The sequence below is a fragment of the Ruegeria sp. D4 genome, from assembly GCF_056534475.1.
Genome location: NZ_JBQFPJ010000009.1, coordinates 145,091 through 163,908, shown reverse-complemented (window position 1 = coordinate 163,908; position 18,818 = coordinate 145,091). Strand labels below are relative to the sequence as shown.

The 18,818-nt window shown below is 57.5% G+C and carries 21 protein-coding genes; 5 read left to right on the top strand and 16 right to left on the bottom strand.

Annotation, left to right across the window (positions count from 1 at the left end):
* Positions 1-93: 93 nt before the first annotated feature.
* A complete protein-coding gene (locus ACR0MI_RS14070; RefSeq protein WP_480854673.1) occupies positions 94-1,497 on the top strand; it encodes an ABC transporter permease in 1,404 nt (467 codons plus the stop codon).
* Positions 1,498-1,828: 331 nt separating this feature from the next.
* Complete coding sequence (locus tag ACR0MI_RS14065; protein ID WP_170615795.1) at positions 1,829-3,583, top strand: caspase family protein; 1,755 nt, start codon at positions 1,829-1,831, stop codon at positions 3,581-3,583.
* A 110-nt stretch (positions 3,584-3,693) separates the two neighbouring features.
* On the opposite strand, the gene ACR0MI_RS14060 is transcribed toward ACR0MI_RS14065, so the two are convergent.
* From ACR0MI_RS14060 to ACR0MI_RS14025, 8 genes are all read right to left on the bottom strand, one after another.
* On the bottom strand, positions 3,694-4,314 hold the full coding sequence (locus ACR0MI_RS14060; protein ID WP_170615798.1) for a 2OG-Fe(II) oxygenase family protein: 621 nt from the start codon (positions 4,312-4,314) through the stop codon (positions 3,694-3,696).
* Positions 4,315-4,365: 51 nt separating this feature from the next.
* The gene (locus ACR0MI_RS14055) at positions 4,366-4,914 is read right to left on the bottom strand and encodes an amino acid synthesis family protein (RefSeq protein WP_170615800.1); all 549 of its coding nucleotides are present in this window, start codon (positions 4,912-4,914) and stop codon (positions 4,366-4,368) included.
* Positions 4,915-5,073: 159 nt separating this feature from the next.
* Positions 5,074-5,487 (bottom strand): 50S ribosomal protein L16, encoded by a 414-nt coding sequence (gene rplP, locus ACR0MI_RS14050; RefSeq protein WP_170615802.1) that lies wholly within the window; start codon positions 5,485-5,487, stop codon positions 5,074-5,076.
* Between the two features lie 12 nt (positions 5,488-5,499).
* Complete coding sequence (rpsC, locus tag ACR0MI_RS14045; protein ID WP_008758042.1) at positions 5,500-6,210, bottom strand: 30S ribosomal protein S3; 711 nt, start codon at positions 6,208-6,210, stop codon at positions 5,500-5,502.
* The gene (gene rplV / locus ACR0MI_RS14040) at positions 6,210-6,590 is read right to left on the bottom strand and encodes a 50S ribosomal protein L22 (RefSeq protein ID WP_039538267.1); all 381 of its coding nucleotides are present in this window, start codon (positions 6,588-6,590) and stop codon (positions 6,210-6,212) included. The genes rpsC and rplV overlap by 1 nt, the downstream gene beginning before the upstream one ends.
* Positions 6,591-6,593: 3 nt before the next feature.
* A complete protein-coding gene (rpsS, locus tag ACR0MI_RS14035) occupies positions 6,594-6,872 on the bottom strand; it encodes a 30S ribosomal protein S19 (RefSeq protein WP_005980699.1) in 279 nt (92 codons plus the stop codon).
* 3 nt (positions 6,873-6,875) lie between these two features.
* Positions 6,876-7,718: a 50S ribosomal protein L2 gene (gene rplB / locus ACR0MI_RS14030; protein ID WP_170356688.1), complete on the bottom strand. Its 843-nt coding sequence runs from the start codon at positions 7,716-7,718 to the stop codon at positions 6,876-6,878.
* A 277-nt stretch (positions 7,719-7,995) separates the two neighbouring features.
* Complete coding sequence (locus tag ACR0MI_RS14025; RefSeq protein WP_170615804.1) at positions 7,996-8,496, bottom strand: DUF6647 family protein; 501 nt, start codon at positions 8,494-8,496, stop codon at positions 7,996-7,998.
* Between the two features lie 103 nt (positions 8,497-8,599).
* Here ACR0MI_RS14025 and ACR0MI_RS14020 point away from each other — a divergent pair, with 103 nt between their 5' ends.
* Positions 8,600-9,517: a LysR substrate-binding domain-containing protein gene (locus ACR0MI_RS14020; RefSeq protein ID WP_480441780.1), complete on the top strand. Its 918-nt coding sequence runs from the start codon at positions 8,600-8,602 to the stop codon at positions 9,515-9,517.
* Between the two features lie 253 nt (positions 9,518-9,770).
* Here ACR0MI_RS14020 and ACR0MI_RS14015 read toward each other — a convergent pair whose 3' ends face one another.
* The 5 genes from ACR0MI_RS14015 to rpsJ all read right to left on the bottom strand — a co-directional run bounded on the left by ACR0MI_RS14015 (position 9,771) and on the right by rpsJ (position 12,938).
* The gene (locus ACR0MI_RS14015) at positions 9,771-10,805 is read right to left on the bottom strand and encodes a fatty acid desaturase (protein ID WP_170615808.1); all 1,035 of its coding nucleotides are present in this window, start codon (positions 10,803-10,805) and stop codon (positions 9,771-9,773) included.
* A gap of 170 nt (positions 10,806-10,975) precedes the next feature.
* The gene (locus ACR0MI_RS14010; protein WP_170615810.1) at positions 10,976-11,272 is read right to left on the bottom strand and encodes a 50S ribosomal protein L23; all 297 of its coding nucleotides are present in this window, start codon (positions 11,270-11,272) and stop codon (positions 10,976-10,978) included.
* Positions 11,269-11,886, bottom strand: a complete 618-nt coding sequence (rplD, locus tag ACR0MI_RS14005) for a 50S ribosomal protein L4 (protein WP_170334382.1) — start codon at positions 11,884-11,886, stop codon at positions 11,269-11,271. The genes ACR0MI_RS14010 and rplD overlap by 4 nt, the downstream gene beginning before the upstream one ends.
* Positions 11,883-12,608, bottom strand: a complete 726-nt coding sequence (gene rplC, locus ACR0MI_RS14000; protein ID WP_170615812.1) for a 50S ribosomal protein L3 — start codon at positions 12,606-12,608, stop codon at positions 11,883-11,885. Before rplC ends, rplD begins: the two co-directional genes overlap by 4 nt.
* Positions 12,609-12,623: 15 nt before the next feature.
* Positions 12,624-12,938 carry a 30S ribosomal protein S10 gene (gene rpsJ, locus ACR0MI_RS13995; protein WP_008756422.1) on the bottom strand — a complete coding sequence of 105 codons (315 nt, stop codon included), beginning with the start codon at positions 12,936-12,938 and terminating at the stop codon, positions 12,624-12,626.
* A 278-nt stretch (positions 12,939-13,216) separates the two neighbouring features.
* Between rpsJ and ACR0MI_RS13990 the strand changes: the two genes are divergently transcribed.
* Positions 13,217-14,938 carry an amidohydrolase gene (locus tag ACR0MI_RS13990; protein WP_170615814.1) on the top strand — a complete coding sequence of 574 codons (1,722 nt, stop codon included), beginning with the start codon at positions 13,217-13,219 and terminating at the stop codon, positions 14,936-14,938.
* A gap of 196 nt (positions 14,939-15,134) precedes the next feature.
* Here ACR0MI_RS13990 and ACR0MI_RS13985 read toward each other — a convergent pair whose 3' ends face one another.
* Complete coding sequence (locus tag ACR0MI_RS13985) at positions 15,135-15,797, bottom strand: hypothetical protein (protein ID WP_170615816.1); 663 nt, start codon at positions 15,795-15,797, stop codon at positions 15,135-15,137.
* A 165-nt stretch (positions 15,798-15,962) separates the two neighbouring features.
* Here ACR0MI_RS13985 and ACR0MI_RS13980 point away from each other — a divergent pair, with 165 nt between their 5' ends.
* Complete coding sequence (locus tag ACR0MI_RS13980) at positions 15,963-16,865, top strand: hypothetical protein (RefSeq protein ID WP_170615818.1); 903 nt, start codon at positions 15,963-15,965, stop codon at positions 16,863-16,865.
* Here ACR0MI_RS13980 and ACR0MI_RS13975 read toward each other — a convergent pair whose 3' ends face one another.
* Both ACR0MI_RS13975 and ACR0MI_RS13970 read right to left on the bottom strand, forming a co-directional pair.
* Positions 16,866-18,068 carry an ABC transporter permease gene (locus ACR0MI_RS13975; RefSeq protein WP_170615820.1) on the bottom strand — a complete coding sequence of 401 codons (1,203 nt, stop codon included), beginning with the start codon at positions 18,066-18,068 and terminating at the stop codon, positions 16,866-16,868. It lies immediately after the preceding gene.
* Entirely contained in the window at positions 18,065-18,817 is a 753-nt protein-coding gene (locus ACR0MI_RS13970) for an ATP-binding cassette domain-containing protein (RefSeq protein WP_170615822.1), read from the bottom strand. The genes ACR0MI_RS13975 and ACR0MI_RS13970 overlap by 4 nt, the downstream gene beginning before the upstream one ends.
* Position 18,818 lies beyond the last annotated feature (1 nt).

Sequence of the window (18,818 nt, the reverse complement as noted above, 5' to 3'; positions counted from 1 at the left end):
CAACGCATCTTCATCCGAATACCGCTTCCGAGCCATCCATCATCCCTTCCGTGACACCAAAATAGTGGCACAGTTTTACGGGGCTAAGACAATATGATGCAGGCGCCGGGTTATCGGTTCACCCTGAACAAGGCTGCCGCCGTTCTCGGCCCGATCTGGTTCGGCGCGCGAGGCCTCTGGTCCTGGTTCCTGGGCTTTCTGGTGCTTGAAACACTGGCTTACATTCAGGTCGGCTTGGGTCTATTCGGTGATCTGGGGCGGGAGTTTCGCGAACGGGCCGATCAGATTGAACAGACTCTGGCGCTGCGTCGACAGCAGATCGAGGCGGCGGAACAATCCGGCGCTGCGTCGCTGGATTCCCTAAAACGCGCGGCAGAGTCGCTGGAAGGCGCCCTGGCCGGAGCGCAGGAAGCCGCACAGAGCGCAGACTCCACCGGTATCACCTATCTGGCGGTCGGGCTTTTCCTGCTGCTAGCGGTCAAACTCCTCGCGGCGTCGTTGGCCAACTGGACGCTGGAAGGTCAGTTCGCGCGCTGGCGATCAGATTCCAGCGTGGCTCATGGATGGTCTGTGCCCCGGATGATCGTCGCGTCCGTGCTGACCCTGGTTGTCGTTGTTCTCTCTGCCATCAAGTTTGCGCAACCTGATGCGCTGTCTGTTCTAAAGACCTTTCCGACAAACCGGGATTGGCGGCTCAACGTGGGTGACGGCGTACAGGCCGTATTCGAGTGGACCAAAACAGCCGGACGCGGTTTCTTCGATGGGCTGACCTACGGAATGCGCACCCTTCTGGACTGGATCGAAGTGGTTCTGGTCGACACCCCTTGGCCGGTCGTGGGACTGGTCATAATCATGCTGGCTTACCTTTCCGCTGGCCCGCGCGTGGCAATTTTCACCGGTGCGGCATTGGCTTATCTCGGCCTGCTGGATTTCTGGGAGAAGGCGATGACAACTATTGCCCTGCTGGGAGCCGCTGCGTTGATCTCGATCACGCTGGGTATTCCGCTTGGCATTTACTGTGCACGCCGCCCCCGCGCGTTTGCCATCGTGCGGCCAATCCTGGACTTCATGCAATCGATGCCGTCCTTCGTGTATCTGATCCCAGTTGTCGCCTTCATCGGGTCTGGCAAACCTGCCGGAGTCGTTGCGACAATGATCTTTGGAAGCCCACCGGTGATCCGCTTTACCGTCCTGGGTCTGCAGCAAGTGCCGGAAACCGTGCGCGAGGCTGCCCTCGCATTTGGCGCAACGCCGCGCTATCTGCTGTGGAAAGTAGATCTGCCGCTGGCGCACAAGACCATCATGGCTGGCGTCAACCAGACCATACTTATGTCACTTGCCATGGTCGTTGTTGCATCACTGATCGGTGCGAAAGGCCTGGGCGAAGATGTGCTGGAGGCTCTGCAATATGCTGCCGCTGGGCAAGGCATACTGGCGGGTCTGGCAATCCTCTTCTGTGCTCTCATTCTGGACCGCATTGTGGCAGGCAAGAAATGACCACGGCTTTCCGGTAGCACCGGTTTGGCTGCTTCCAGTTTTCGGATCTGGTGGTTCGGCATGTAGGAACAGTGATCGGTTCAGGCATTCACGGCAAGATGCTTGGTCAAGTGAAAACGGACCGGTCACCGATGAGCGGCAAAATATTGATTTGTCGTTGATGTTTTCTGTTATTCGTCAAAACCAAAAGCCGTGAAATCCCTCTAAGTACCGCGTGCGCCAGCTTGACGTCGCGGGGCAGACCAGGGTGTGATAGAGTATACTCAGGTTAAAAAATCTGCTGTTACTTATGTTTAGATGCCAAACTCATCAATTCCGTCGGGGCTTGCGGATGGTTCTTTGCTTTTTCTGGGGCCTGGTACTTTGCCTGAGTATTGCGACATCAGCCGAGGCAAAGCGCGTGGCGCTTGTAATCGGCAACGCACAGTATGACCATGTTTCGGACATTCCCAACTCGGCCAATGACGCCAGGGACGTAGCCGCCGCGCTTGGGCGGATCGGGTTTGTTGTCACCCAAAAATACAACCTCGATTACCGAGACATGCGGCTTACCCTTCGGGATTTTTCCGAGGAAACAGACGACGCAGATATGGTGCTGGTCTACTTTGCGGGCCACGGAATCGAAATCGACAATACAAACTATCTGATACCCACAAACGCGGAACTCAGAAGTGACAAGGATGTAGAGTTCGAGGCCATCCGGTTGGAGACAATGCTGAATTCAGTTTCAACGGCCAAAGGCTTGAAACTGGTTCTTGTGGACGCCTGCCGGAACAACCCGTTCGTGTCGCAAATGGTCCGAACCACGGCGACCCGGTCGATTGGCCGGGGATTGGGGCGTATCGACCCGGGCGGCGTGCTTGTCGGGTATTCCGCGCGCAGTGGGACGCTGGCATTGGATGGCGTGGGCCGCAACAGCCCTTACGCGCAGGCTTTGCTGGAGCATATCGAAGTGCCCGGTCTGGAATTGGGAAAGCTCTTCCGCAAAGTGCGGGACACAGTTTTTGACCTGACCGAGGGCTATCAGGAGCCGTTCACCTATGGCTCACTGCCCGGGCGCGACATCTTCCTTGTCCCCGCAGCAGTCAAGGCTCCTAAAGCCGAATTAGAGCAAAGCTCTGCGACCACAGAGCCCCTCCCTGCTGACGAGCGCGAAGACGCGGCTCAACGCGTCCTGCGCGAAGCACTGAAGCTGGAAGATGACAGTGTGAAAAACGGCGCATTGGAAATGATCGCGCAACTCTACCCGAACACGAGGGCCGGACAGTACGCTGGCGAGGTCGCTGGCGCGATTGGCAATCAGGCTCAGCCAAAAACGAAGGCCTCGGATGATCAAAGGAATGCAGGCGACCTGTCCTTGATGTCGAAGAATACAGCCGACCAGGGGGTTCGGGAGAATGCGCTACAAGACATGGCGCTGGAAACCGAAACTGCGTTGAACTTAAGCCGAAGCGACTATCGAAGTATTCAGCGCGGTCTGAATGCTCTGGGCTATTCCGCCGGGCCAGTTGACGGGATATTCGGTGCGCGGTCTCGCACGGCCTTGCGTCGATTTCAGGGGCAAAGCGGTTCAGAGGGAACGGGATACCTGACCGAGAAAAGCTATGCTGTTCTAAAAAACATCGCGAAACCCGAACCGCCACTTGATAGCAATGTGCAGCCTGACAGCCGCGTTTCAGTGGCGTTGCCAAATCCCCGTGCCGAGGCGTCCAGCCCGCTATATGGGGATTATGTTATCGATATCAGCCGACGGGCGAACCCCAATGGCAAAGACGCGGGTTCAGGCACAAAGCTGGTCTTGCGATTACACTACCGCAAGTCCGCCAACGGGTTTCAGTTGATCAGTGCTCAGGAATTCGCCAAGGGCGGAGCGTCGCGGCCCAAGAGTTATAGCGCATCGCTTTCTGATAGCGGTCAATTGCGCGTGTCCGGCCGCACGAATTACTTGTTCAAGAGTTCGATTGTTGTCGGATTCTCGATAAGTCAGAATCTGCCGCCAGATTTTTCGGCGGGAAGGTCGCTGAGCAGTACACAGGGCCGATTTGACAAAAACTGGTTTGTGGACGTCAGGATTACGAAAAGATAATGCTCATCATGGCTGGTCGACTTTATTGGCCTGCACTGTCGGAAGACGTATGCAACCGCAGTTGATACGCGGACGGGAAGGCTTTGGTGACCCCGCAATGACCTGGTTTGTTAATCCCAACGGTAATTGAAGCTGACGCTGATCCGTTCGTCCTCGGCCATGTTCATCGGAACCTCATGGCGCAGCCAGCTTTCCCACAGCAACACGTCCCCCACCTTCGGCTTTACATAGATGAACGGCTGCAAGTCGCGCCGACCACCCTTGAGGCGTGTGGGGGCGGCCATCATGCGGCCGGACCGAGGGTCTTCTAGTTTCAGCGCGCTGGCGCCTTCTGGCATCGCGACGTACGTTGTTCCTGAGATCACGCTGTGAGGGTGCAGGTGGCTGGAATGCATCCCGCCTTCGGGCAGGATGTTGATCCACAGATCCTCAAGCTTCAGTTCTCCTTCGCCCAGGTCAAACTCAAGATCCTTGGCAAACGCGGCCACGTGCTGATCCAAAACCTTGACCAGATCGGCAAATATTGGGAACCGCCATGGCAGATCGGTCAGGGAGGCGTAGCTGGTATAACCGGGATAGCCGTTTTCCTCACACCAGTCCTGTCCGGCTTCATCATCCTCGGCGATGACCAAGCAGGAATTTTCCAGCTCTTCCGGGTCGATCTTCGGATCGAATTCAGAAAGGGCAGCGCGGTAGAGGCGGGTGACGAAGAGTGAATCAATCTGTGGCATGGGCCGGGCATAACCCAGCCCTTGCAGCAAGGCCAGTTAATGTTTCCTGGGTTACGTCTTAAGGGGCCCTTTGCCACAGCGCGGGATAGGGCGGCCACCATCCGCATAGGCAAGGCACAATACAATCTCGTCCGGTTTCGGCGCATCGGGTACATTCAGTGTCATCGTGTCGAAATGATCGAATGACCACGGGTTGTCCTTGTGTCCCAGCGGCAGATCGATCGCGCAACCTGGTGCACCCAGTTTTGCATTTGATGGGATCACAGCCTCGCCCCCGCCAGCCGCCGTGCGCATTGGGGCACCTAGCTTGGGGTGAATCACAGCCCCGCCTTGTTCAAGATCTCCGTTTATGCCGATGATGGTCGCCTTGCCGTATGAAACCGGATCTCCGTCCAGCTGCCCAATTGCTTCGGCAGCCAGATCGGCACCAAGCGCTCCGCCGATCTCGAACAAGTCCGATAAGTCTTCTGTAAACTTGCCTGCCAGTGGGTTTTGAAAGACGGCCATAGCTGCCACGCGAACGATGGGTGGGCATGGCTGGCCCAGTTGATCAGTGGTGATCACTTCTTTGATAAGCACTTTCTTGCGCAACTGAACCATGGGAACCTCCGGCTAACTGACTGACAGCCTAGGGGTGCCTTCGTATTTCGTCGAATCCAATCACGCGACCGCGAATGCAGTGCATCGTTGAAACAGAAAACCCCCGCCGGTGTCCCGGCGGGGGTCTTTTCAGTCACGAACGGGATTGCCCCCAATCGCTTACCAGTCTTCGCGAACCACGACGCGGGTCTTGATCGGCAGCTTCATCGCGGCCAGGCGCAGGGCCTCGCGGGCGATGTCGTCATTGACGCCGTCGATCTCGAACATCACGCGACCGGGCTTGACCTTGCAAACCCAACGGTCCACGGAACCTTTACCTTTACCCATACGAACTTCGATCGGCTTTGCAGTGACCGGAGTGTCGGGGAAGATGCGGATCCAGACACGGCCCTGACGCTTCATGTGACGGGTCATGGCACGACGCGCAGCTTCGATCTGACGTGCAGTCACACGCTCAGGCTCGATGGCTTTCAGGCCGTAGGTGCCAAAGTTCAGATCAGAGCCGCCCTTGGCTTCGCCCTTGATCCGGCCTTTGTGCATCTTGCGGAATTTTGTACGCTTTGGTTGAAGCATATCTTTCCCTCCTTAGCGACGACCGCCACCAGCACCACGAGGTGCAGGGCCGTCCTGGAGTTCCTGTGCTTTACGGTCACGTGCCTGCGGATCGTGCTCCATGATCTCACCTTTGAAGATCCAGACCTTGATCCCGATGATCCCGTAAGGAGTCATCGCTTCGGCATGTGCGTAATCGATGTCGGCACGCAGGGTGTGCAGAGGCACGCGGCCTTCGCGGTACCACTCGGTCCGTGCGATTTCGGCGCCGCCCAGACGACCAGCGACGTTCACCCGGATACCCAGGGCGCCCATGCGCATGGCGTTCTGAACCGACCGCTTCATCGCGCGACGGAACGAGACGCGGCGCTCCAGCTGCTGAGCGATGGACTCGGCAACCAACTGCGCGTCAAGCTCGGGCTTGCGCACTTCGACGATGTTCAGGTGCAGTTCGCTGTCGGTCATGCGAGCAAGCTTTTTGCGCAGAACTTCGATGTCTGCACCTTTCTTGCCGATGATGACACCGGGGCGTGCAGTGTGGATCGTGACGCGGCACTTCTTGTGCGGACGTTCGATGATCACACGGGCAACACCGGCCTGCTTGCACTCTTTGTTGATGAACTCACGGATTTTGAGGTCTTCCAGCAGAAGATCACCGTAGTCCTTGGTGTCGGCGTACCAGCGGCTGTCCCAGGTGCGGTTGACCTGCAGGCGCATGCCGATCGGATTGACTTTATGACCCATTAGGCTTGCTCCTCAACTTGACGCACCTTGATGGTGATCTCCGAGAACGGCTTCATGATCTTGCCGAAACGGCCACGGGCACGCGGGCGACCGCGCTTCATGACCAGGTTCTTGCCAACCCATGCTTCGGCGACGATCAGCTCGTCAACATCCAGGTTGTGGTTGTTTTCGGCATTCGCGATTGCGGACTGCAGGCACTTCTTGACGTCCTGCGCGACGCGCTTGTTCGAGAAAGTCAGGTCGGTCAGAGCCTTCTCAACTTTCTTGCCGCGGATCATTTGCGCAACCAGGTTCAGTTTCTGCGGGCTGGTGCGAAGCATGCGCGTTTTCGCCATTGCTTCGTTTTCAGCCACGCGGCGGGGGTTCTTTTCCTTGCCCATGACTTACTTCCGCTTCGCTTTTTTGTCTGCGGCGTGGCCATAATAGGTACGGGTCGGCGAGTATTCACCGAACTTCTGACCGATCATGTCTTCCGAGACGTTGACGGGGATATGCTTCTGGCCGTTGTACACACCAAAGGTCAGACCCACGAACTGGGGCAGAATGGTGGAACGACGCGACCAGATCTTGATGACTTCGTTGCGGCCCGACTCGCGCGCTGCTTCGGCTTTTTTCAGCACGTAAGCATCGACGAAAGGACCCTTCCAAACAGAGCGAGACATAGATTAACGTCCCTTCTTCTTGGCGTGCCGCGAGCGGATGATCAGCTTCTGGGACGCTTTGTTCTTGTTGCGGGTACGCTTACCCTTGGTGTCCTTACCCCACGGTGTAACCGGCGTACGGCCACCCGAGGTACGACCTTCACCACCACCGTGCGGGTGATCGATCGGGTTCATTGCAACACCACGAACCGACGGACGAACGCCTTTGTGGCGCATACGACCGGCTTTACCGAGGTTCTGGTTCGAGTTGTCGGGGTTGGACACGGCACCAACGGTGGCCATGCATTCCTGACGGACCATGCGCAGCTCGCCCGAGCTCAGACGGATCTGAGCGTAGCCGCCATCGCGACCAACGAACTGAGCGTAAGTACCGGCCGCACGTGCGATCTGACCGCCTTTGCCAGGCTTCATCTCGATGTTGTGGACGATGGTACCAATGGGCATGCCCGAGAACGGCATTGCGTTGCCCGGCTTGATGTCAGCTTTTGCCGACGCGATGACTTTGTCACCAACAGCCAGACGCTGCGGAGCCAGGATATATGCCTGCTCGCCGTCTTCGTATTTTACCAGTGCGATGAATGCGGTCCGGTTCGGGTCATATTCGATCCGCTCGACGGTTGCCGCGACATCAAATTTGTTCCGTTTGAAGTCAACGATCCGGTAGAGACGCTTTGCGCCACCGCCGCGGCGGCGTGAAGTGATCCGTCCGGTGTTGTTCCGGCCGCCCGATTTGGTCAAACCCTCTGTAAGAGACTTGACCGGACGTCCTTTCCAAAGCTCCGAACGGTCGATCAGCACCAGCCCGCGCTGGCCCGGCGTCGTCGGCTTGTACGACTTAAGTGCCATGCTTTCTGTCTTCCGTTTAGCAAGTGCAGGGGGTTTCCCTGCTATGTGATAGGCCCCCGTAGGTGCCAAGGGTGTAGGGCCCCGAAGGTCCCCGGTTACAAATATCAGAGGCCCCGGAACGAATCCGAGGCCGTAAGATTGGGTGCATGTAGCAGTGTTGGGGGTAGGTGTCTATAGGGCCCTGCTGATTTTCTGGCACTCGAATTCGGAACCAACTCAGCAGTCAGGGGGCACAGTAAAAACGACGCGGTTGTTTCGCGAGACCAACAATCTCTCGTTATGGATGAATGTCGCGTGCCGTACAACTTGAAGCTAGGACAACCGCGATCCAATTGACGTCCAGCGAAAGGTCGCGCTCGGCCAGCCAGGCCTGCTGCAAACCATAGGCGACCTGTTCCTTGGCGGCCTCACAGTAATAATGCTCACCCTCCTGACGATGATGAATAAGTTCGTGCAGCAGGACAGAAATGTCCTGCGGGTCTTCTGCGCTCCAAGGAAGGACCAGCGTTATCCTCCTCGTTTCAGGATCATAGATCCCGCGGGGCGTGCCGCCAATCATCGAAGCCATCTCACTCGGTTCAGCCAAATCCTTGGTATCAGCAAAAAAGATGCTTGCTGGTGAAGGCGTCCTTGGGAGGTCCGTGGCAGTATCTATCCAGCGGTGAAGCTCTTCCGTCAAATCGTCTGGAACCGTCGGGGTCTCTGCCGCAACCGCGTAGGAAAAGGCAAAAAGAAACTGTGCGGCCACGGCGAGCGTGACACGTCTGAGGAACAGCATTGTTCCCTCCTTCCGACAGATGAGGAATTGCCCCGAGCCTAGCCGACAGGTATTATCGACCGCAAAAGATCGTTTTTCATTGCTTGATGAGGGAAATTCACGCGTGAAGAAACGGCAATTACCCCCGTTTTCGGCCGTGAAAGCATTTGAGGCCGCAGCCCGGCATCTGAGCTTCAAAGATGCTGCGGACGAACTTTGCTTAAGCCCTTCAGCAATTTCGCACCAAATCCGCGCATTGGAGGATTATCTCGCAACTGCTCTTTTTCGCCGGGAAGGTAACAGGATCAGTTTGACCGGCACCGGTCGAGACTACGCAGGCCGGCTGACGCAATTGCTGGACAACCTCGAAGACGGCACCAGCGCGGCGAAGGCTGACGCACATGGTCAAACATTGCGGGTCTTGTCCACTCCGGGATTTGCCGCCCGATGGCTTGTGCCACGGATGGGGCGATTTGAGCACGCGAAAGCGGTCAGGCTGCGCATTGCCGAGGGCGCGCCCTCCACAGATTTTGCAACCAACGATGCCGATGTCGTAATCAAGTGGCGCGATGACCCCGAGGTAGGTGTCGATGTCGTGCCATTCCTGAACTCGGCGCGCTACCCGGTCGCTTCACCATCGCTGTTGGAACGCGAAAACATCTCTCATCCAAGGGACCTGTTGCGCTTGACGCTGTTTCGTGACGAAGTTGACGACCAGTGGGCTGAATGGTTCCGTGCCGCAGGCGTTGTTGCCGAGCTTCCGCATGGTGACCCGATTTATCCAAACTGCGAATATGCTTCCACTGCGGCAGAGGCTGGTCTGGGTGTATCGCTTGCCTATGAAGCCGTCATAGGCAGTTCGGTCAACGATGGTCGCCTCGTACGATTGTTCGAGGCCACAACGATTCCATTCACCATCTATGCAATCGCAACGCAACAGGAAAAGCGCGACGACCCACTCGTCAACAGTTTCCGCGAATGGCTGCTCTCTGAGGCCAGGGAAAACGTCGCAAGATCACAACCGATCGAAGCTGCTGAGTAAGAAACCGAGCTCAAGACTTTTTCATTTATTCAGCGTTTTGTCCCATTGTGCAAATTCACAAAAATGACTGCAGCTCTGCCAACTTCCCGTAAACCAGAAAACAATACCCCCGCTTTGGCGGGGGCTTTCATCACTCTCCAAAAACCGGTTCGATCAGAGACCGGAGGACACGACGATGGTGTTACCTATTTCCAGGGTCACGCAGGCTATCTTAAGTCTTTCCGCTTGCCCAACTTTCCGCGGTAACTACCGCTCACCCATACAGCGCCCGCGCCTCCGCAAAGGACAACAGGCGACGGCTCTTTTCATCCCACAAATGCAGACGCGCGTTGGCGAGGCTCTCACGGATGGTCATCCGGTTGCTATTTGCCAGTTCATCATGGTCGCGCAGCACTTCGGTCAGACGGTAGAACGGGATGCGGCTGTACAGGTGGTGGACGTGGTGGATGCCAATATTGGCCGTGAACCACTGCAATATGGATGGCAGGATGTAATGCGAACTGCCGTGCAGGGCGGCCTCGTGCAATTGCCAGTCCTTGTCGGGATCCCATTGCGTCTCTTCAAACTGGTGCTGGACGTAAAAAAGCCAGACGCCAGCCGCGGCGGCAACCAGCGTTGACGGCAGAAAGATCAGCACCATAGGCATCAGGCCACCAAAATAGTAGATCGCCCCCAGCACGGTCAGAATGGCAAGGTTTGTCACCATCGCGCTGACCCAGAATTTCGGAATTCCTGTCAGGCCTAGCGGCAGGCGGTTCTGCAACAGGAACAGATAGCCGGGACCAAAGCCAAACAGGGTGATCGGATGACGATACACGCGGTACCAAAACTGGCTCATCGGCTTCAGTGCGCGGTATTCGTCCACCGTCAGCGTATGGACGTCGCCCATCCCGCGCTTGTCCAGATTACCGGAAGAGTTGTGATGCGTGGAATGCGTACGACGCCAGACGTCATAGGGTGTCAGGGTCAGCACGCCGATCCCCCGCCCGACCCAGTCACTGACCGTCCGGTTCGTGAAAAACGCCCCGTGCCCGCAATCATGCTGTATGGCAAACAGGCGTAGCAGGAACGCCGCATTTATAACCGAGATTGCAAAAGCCAGCCAATAGCTGACCGACAAAGACGCCCACGCCAACGCCCAAAGCGCGATGAAAGGGATTATGGTGGCTCCAAGCTCGAACCAACTGCGCGGCTGGCTCGGTTCCCGATATTTTGCCAGTGTCGACACCCAATCCCGCGCAACGGTCATATCCGGGTTGTCCCGGGTCGAGAAAGAGGATTGGGTCATGCGCCTGCCATATCTTTTGTTTGTTGCATCCCAGATAGACGACCCTACAGGCATAGCAATCCATTTCTTGTCGAGACGCTGGGTTTGGCGCTCAATTTTTGGTGTCGCCACCTAAAGAAAAACCCCCGCTTTCGCGGGGGTCTTATTGGTTTGTCCAAAGACAGTTCCGATCAGAGACCGGTAGAGATATCGATGGTGTTGCCCTCTTCCAGGGTCACGTATGCTTTCTTGACGTCTTTCCGACGGCCCAGCTGGCCGCGGAACCGCTTGACCTTGCCTTTGGTCACGGTGGTGTTCACCGCCTTGACCTTCACACCAAACAGCGCCTCGACGGCCTCTTTGATCTGCGGCTTGTTGCTGTCGATCGCCACTTCAAAGACAACCGCGCCGTTTTCGGACGCCATGGTCGACTTTTCGGTGATGACCGGCTTGCGGATCACGTCGTAGTGTTCTGCCTTCGCGCTCATTTCAGACGAGCCTCCAGTGCTTCGACAGCCGCTTTGGTGAGCACCAGGGTGTCACGCTTGAGGATGTCATAAACGTTTGCACCCATCGACGGCAGGATATCCAGACCTTCGATGTTGCGCGACGCCTTCAGGAAACCTTCGTTCACGGTCGCGCCGTCGATGACCAGAGCGCGTTTCCAGCCCAGGTTTGCAACCTGTTTGGCCAGAGCGGCGGTCTTGCCTTCGGCTTCGGCGTTCTCGATCACAACCAGTTCACCTGCCTTGGCTTTGGCCGACAGAGCGTGGCGCAGGCCAAGCTTGCGGAACTTTTTCGGCAGGTCGTGGCCGTGCGAACGAGGGGTCGGGCCCTTGTAGATACCACCCTTGCGGAAGATCGGCGCGTTGCGGTCACCATGGCGTGCGCCACCGGTGCCCTTCTGGCGATAGATCTTCTTGGTCGAGTAGCTGGTTTCCGAGCGGGTCTTCACCTTGTGGGTGCCGGCCTGCGCGTTGTTGCGCTGCCAACGGACCACACGGTGCAGGATGTCCGCGCGCGGCTCCAGGCCGAACAGGTCTGCATCCAGCTCGATGTTACCGGCTTTGCCGCCGTCCAGTTTGATTACATCAAGTTTCATGCTTCACCACCTTCCGCGGGAGCTTCTTCCGCAGGTGCTTCGGTTGCAGCCGATTTCACAGCAGCCGGGAAAGGCAGGCCTTCCGGTGCTTTCTTCTTGACGGCGTCCTTGACGGTGACCCAGCCCGATTTCGGTCCGGGAACGGCGCCTTTGATGAAGACCAGACCACGGTCGGCGTCGGTTTTGACGACTTCCAGGTTCTGGGTGGTTACACGGGCAGCACCCATGTGACCGGCCATCTTCTTGCCTTTGAACACCTTGCCCGGGTCCTGACACTGACCGGTCGAACCGTGCGAACGGTGGCTGATCGAAACACCGTGCGAGGCGCGCAGACCACCGAAGTTGTGGCGCTTCATCGCACCGGCAAAGCCTTTACCGATCGAGGTACCCGAAACGTCAACCTTCTGACCTGCCAGGAAGTGTTCTGCCGAAATCTCGGCACCTACTTCGATCAGGCCACCTTCAGAGACGCGGAACTCGGCCAGCTTACGCTTGGGCTCGACCTTGGCAGCGGCATAGTGACCGCGCATGGCTTTCGAGGTGCGTTTTGCCTTGGCAGCACCTGCGCCCAGCTGAACGGCGGTGTAGCCGTCTTTGTCAGCGGTACGCTGTGCAACGACCTGCAGGTTGTCCAGGTGAAGAACGGTCACAGGGATCTGCTTGCCGTCTTCCATGAACAGGCGGGTCATGCCAACTTTTTTTGCGATAATACCAGAGCGCATTCTCATACCCTCCGATTACGACTGCAGCTTGATCTCGACGTCCACACCAGCAGCCAGGTCGAGCTTCATCAGCGCGTCCACGGTCTGGGGGGTCGGATCAACGATGTCCAAGAGACGCTTGTGCGTGCGGATCTCGAACTGGTCGCGGGATTTCTTGTCAACGTGAGGGCCACGGAGAACCGTGAACTTCTCGATCTTGTTCGGCAGCGGGATCGGGCCGCGCACGTTCGCGCCGGTCCGCTTGGCAGTGTTGACGATCTCTTGCGTGCTGGCATCCAGAACGCGATAGTCAAATGCCTTCAGCCGAATACGGATGTTTTGGCTTTGCATATTAACAGCCTTTTATCAGGCGTTGAGGTTGAGAGGAGGACAGACGCGCATCGCCAACCCTCATCGAACCCAAAAGGCGGGAATCACCCCGCCTTGATGTTCTTGTCGAGAACTCGCGCGATCTACAGGGGTGTGAGGAGTTTGGCAAGGGTGAATTGATATCGGCTTGGATTTGGCCTTGCCTACTTCGTCGCACGACCAGCAATCAGCCGTAAAGGTCGTTTTTTGGGATTGGTACACTATGATCATATTCGAATTATTCGTTTGGAGAGGTTGCAATGACCAGACTACTTGTTTCGGCTATCGCCATTTTTGCCAGTACATCCCCCGCATTCGCACAGTCCAATCGAAGTAACCCAACTGCCGATTACGCTCTGATCAACGGAGAGGTCCATACGATGGATGCAAGCAGAAGCATTGCAACCGCCGTGGGAATAGAAGGCGATGAAATTGTCTATGTGGGCGATGCGGCTGGATTGAAGGACGTCATCGGCATCGGTACCGAAGTCATCGACCTCAAGGGTAGAATGGCCCTTCCGGGTTTCGTTGATGGGCATATACATGCGGCCGCAGGCGGGTTGATCATGCTTGGCGTGGATCTGCAGACAGATGACAAGGACGAGCTGTTTTCCCGTATCCGCCAGGAAGCCGAAACCAACGACAACGACATAATTCTGGGCTACGGGGTCCGTTTCAACCCATGGACAGACGGAAATCCGACGGCCGCCATGCTCGATGAAATTGAACCTGACCGACCTGTGTTTTTGTGGGCAATCGACGGCCACGCGGCTTGGGTGAATTCCAAGGCGTTGGAAATGGCCGGTGTCGACAAGGACACGCCTGACACAGCGCCGGGTTTTTCGTTTTTTGAACGTGACACCGACGGCAACCCAACCGGGTGGATCGTCGAGGTGCCAGCCCAGATGCAGGTTCTGACATCGCTGATAGACATCAACCCCGAGTTCTTGGCGGACGGTGTTTCGAACTGGCTACAGCGCTTCGCTGCTGCCGGGATCACCGCAGTTCATGACCACGGCATTCAGGGGATGAGCCAGGAAGAAGGCTTTCAGATGATGGCCGATTTCGAGAAAAACGGAGATCTGCCAATACGCTTCATCGGCTCATTCTACTGGAACGACGGGGCGATTGACCCCCTTCCCGGCACTCAAGAGCTCAGCGAAAAGTTCGACTCCGAATTGGTCAAGGCTCGCTATCTGAAGATCAATATTGATGGTGGGGACGACAAATGGAATGCGCTCTATGTGGATCCATATGCCGACAAGCCCGAACTCGAGGTCGAACCGATTATTCCGATCAGATTGGTCAAAGACGCGGTGATCCGCGCCGACGCCGCAGGCTTCAACGTCACGTGTCACTGCTTTGGAGATCTGGCGGTACGAACTCTTCTGGACGCCATTGAAGCCGCAATCGAAGTGAACCCTGACCGTGAACGTGCACACAAGATAACGCATGGCACCCTGGTTCATCCCGAGGATTACGCCCGGTTCGGAGAGCTGGGCGTCATATATGACACGACCGGCGCGTGGATGACCTTTGACCCGCTCATGCAGTCCATTTCAACCTCCAGACTGGGTGAAGAACGCGTGCAGGCGATGTTCCCGGTGAACAGGGTCGCGGACGAGGGTGGTATATTCTCATTCGGTTCGGACTGGCCTGTGTCCGGGTACGTTTCCGAGTATCGCCCGCTTGCCGCCATTGAGGCAGGGGTCACTCGCCAGTTGCGCGGGCGCTCGGATGTTCCGCCGCTGGGCGGAGAAGAGGCCAAAATCCCGCTGCAACTTGCATTGGAAGCACATACGATCAACGCGGCAAAAGGTATGGCATTGGACGGCGAGATCGGAAGCATCGAAGTCGGAAAGAAGGCCGATATTGTAGTGCTTGGGGAAAACCTGTTCGAAGTCGAACCATCAGCCATCTCGGATGTCGAAGTTGTCTACACGATCATGGGTGGCGCACTGACGCACCAGAAATCGGATTGAACCGGAGACTTCCTGAACTGCCTTAATTTCGACGACACGTCGCGGGCCGCCCCATTTGGGGCGGATGCTTCAGCTTGACGATGTGCCGAGTTCAAGCCCGGACTGTCTTTGGTCTTCGGAGAAATTTTGCCAAACGCGGGTGCCGACAGCGTGACCATCATCGCGCTTGGCGACGCACGAAAACTATCCTCAAACTTCAAGCCGGCGCACGTTCGAACCCGACCGTGGCCTCGCCTCCGGTTTCGGGCTGTAAGGTCTCGCAACTCGCCTTGCCGTTTTCTGCCAGGGCGCAACTGATCTGGCGCTGATGGATGTAGCCGTTGTCCTGGCAGGCAAGATTTCCAGGCTCGATCAGGTTCAGCTGACCTTGCGCGAATTGCGCCTGAACCGGACCTTCGCATGTGATCCCATCGTTCGACCGCATGACCTGCTTGCCGTTGCCATTGGTGTCGAAACACATCTGCCAGTCCCGGTAGGTGCGGATTTCACCGGAATCGACGTCACGGGTGCGATAGGTGGTGTCAAGCGACCAGCATCCATAGAGCATTTCCAGATCCGCCTCGTTCCACCCCTCATCGTGCAGCGGTCCGGTGGCATCGGGTGGGGCCTTGACGCATTGCAGCGCGGCCAGTTCTCTCTCCAACTGAAAGATACGGCGTTCCAACTCCAGACCGGCTGCTTTCGACACACCCAGTTGCTCCTGCGCGACCAGTTGCGTTTGCGGCTTACAGCCTGTCAGGTCCCGCAGTATCGGGATCTGCAACGCACATGCCTGCAGGATCAGTGCCGCAGAAACACCGGCGAGGCCGACGATGCCGACACTGGCAATCATGACTGGCAGGGTTGATCTGACCGGCATATTCCTTAGCGATACCTAATAATTATCTCAAAAACTCCTCTGGCAGAGTTGCGGATATTAGTCCGTTGGTCAATCCGCCCCTTGCCTGAGCAGAATGACAGTTTTCGTTATTTTGCGGGGCGGGGAAGTCGGATAAACTGAAACCTGTATTGGTGGAGTTGGGTCGTGACTGTTCTGAGCCGTCTATTTCGAATTTGGTTTGTCTTGTTTCTTTTTGCCGGCACACCGGCCCACGCCCAGCATCAGGGGCACAACAAAACCCGCAGCGTATTGTGGTTCAACGCGATGCCCGATTACAGCCCCGAGGTTGTATCGCGGCACCGTCAGCAAATGGCCCAGTTCCTCGATCAGTATCGCGAAGGCAAGGTTTTCAATGTCACATACGAACGGAACCTGCAGGGTGGTGGCCTGGCGGCGGCTTTGCGGGGCGGGCAATACGATATTCTGATCCTGGACACAGCTAATCAACGCAAACGGATGAATGCTGAAGATGTGCAGGCCCTGCAGCAGTTTTACGGGGCAGGGCGCCGAACGCTGATGCTGGACGGGTCTTTCGCGATCCGGAACATCAATCATAACCCGACCACGAAGTTTCCGGGCCGGAACGGATCAAGCGGGGCCATTCTGATCAATCAGCTGTCGGCGCTGGCCGAGCGGGGCGGCGGCGTTCTGATCGGGACGGACCATAATATCTGGCAGGTCAACGCCAACGCGGCGCTGGGCGCACTGGTGCCAGGCGCGCGCTTCAAGGGGACCACCAACCCGTCAACGGACGGCGACTTCATCGGCACAACGCTGATCGGTGGGCGCGAGTCCGTGAAGGCGCTGGATTTGCTGCGGCATTGGGAATCCGTGCCCAATCAGGGTGAGGCCCCGGTCGGCACGTTTCAGGACTTTAGCGGGCAGCAGATCGTGCTGTATTCGCTTGTCGAAACAGCTGACAAACCCGGTGGCGGGCGCAAGCGGCCTTATATCTCGGCCAGCTATTACCCCGGCGACAACCGTATCCCGATCGACAGCGACGAAGAGATTTTCGACAACCTGCCTACACACAAAAGCGGCAGTTGATCAGGTCGCCCCTTCGCGCAGCACTTCAGCGGGGTCCACACGCGCAGCACTGTGAGCCGCAAAAAAGGCGGCGGCCATCACAAACACCAGTGTCAGAACGATGATGACCAGGCTTTGAAGCAACCCCAGAACGACAAGACCGTTTTCTGCGGTCAGACCGCTGTCAAACAAACGCTCGGCCAGATTGCCCGCGATCCAGAACAGTGCGAAACTGACCAGCAAGCCGATCAATCCGCTGACAAATGCCTGAACGACGGGGAACATCCACAGCTTGCGGGGACCGATCCCCAACAAGGCCAACGAGGCGAGGGTCTGACGCTTGCGCGCGACCTCACCCCAGAACCCGAAGACCAGCGCGGCGGCCAGACCCAGACTGGCAACCCCGGCTGTCAGCAGCAGTGCCAGATTCAGATTGCGTCCCAGGCTGAGGACGCCGCTGACCTCGGCCGTGCGGGCTTCGGTCTGCACGCCAAACCGCTGTTCCAGCCTTGATTGCAGGGCCGCCAGTTCGGTGATGTCGCGGGCAAAGACGCGCATTCCTTCGAATTCGGGCTTGCGTGCAGCGATGTCGCGCCCTTCGGTTATTCCATGCTCGGGCAGGGCGTATTCGTCATAAAAGGCTTCGACCAGATCCAGCACCTCGATATTGGCCAGAACGGACCGGCCGGACAGCGCGGAATCCGGAAGGATCACGACAAGTTCCAGCGGCAGCATCAATTGCCGTTTTCGTTCTGTAGCCTGCGTGAAAATCTGCACAGTGTCGCCCACAGTGAACTCGAGCTGGCGCGCCAGACTGGCGCTGAGGACCACCTGGTCTGCGCCCAGCTCAAGGCCCTTTGGCAAGGTCGGGTCACCTGTGCCCGACGGAACCAGAACAGCGTCCCGCTTGGCGACGGCCCCTTCCTTTCGGACATTGACGAAATCAAAGATCGATCGGGTTTTGGCCGTGGCAAAGGCCGTCTGTTCCCAGCCCGCCACCTCGGCTACGTCGCTTTCAACAAACGCGCTGTTTCCGGTGGTTTCGATCCGCAAGGTCGCCGGGTCGTTCAACAGCCGCCCGATCAGTGCGTCATAAACCCCGTTCTTGACGCCGAAGATCACCATGAGCGGCACCAGGACCCCGGCAAGAATTGCGACATTGCAGATCAAATGTACGCGTTGGCGCAACAGGTCGCGCAGGGCCAGCTCGATCATCAATCTCATGCCGCGTCCCCCGCTGTCGCCACTCCGGTCTGGCCGTGTAGTTGGCTGATGACGTTGGACTGGTTCGCCGGATCCACCAATCCAAGGGCGATCCGGCGGAGCGAAAACTGGTCCAGAAGGTCCAGATCATGGGACGAGATGATTACACCGGCCCCGCCCGAAATGGCCATATCGATCAGCAACCCCATCGCGGTCGAGGCCGCTCCGGGGTCCAGCGCTGCGGTGGGTTCGTCCGCGATCACAAAGGCAGGGCGATGCGCCAGCGCACGGCAGATGGCAACACGCTGACGCTGACCGATAGACAACGCGCCGGGATAGAGCGCGGAAATTTCCGAGATGCCCAATCTTTGCAGCAACTCGCTGCACCATCCCGGATCATCCATACCGACAATCTTTTGCGACAGCGCAACATTGTCAGCCACGGTCAGAAACGGCAAAAGGCCGCCGCTTTGTGGAACGAACCCAAACATCGTCCCGCGAATTTCCGCGGGCGACATGCTGGGATTGTTCCAGATGCCGCCAAAATCCAGCCCATCCTCACCAACTCCGATCAGAAATTTCTTCGCCGTTGATGGACGCCGCAGCAACCCGAGTGTCTCAAGCAACAGGGTCTTGCCCGTGCCGCTGGGGCCGGTCAGGCCTATCGCTTCTCCCGAGGTCAGGCTTAGACCCGGAACATCCAGCGTAAACCGACGTTCCTGATCGCTCAGGCTGACCGAGACACCTTCAAGAAGCAGCTGAGCCGACACG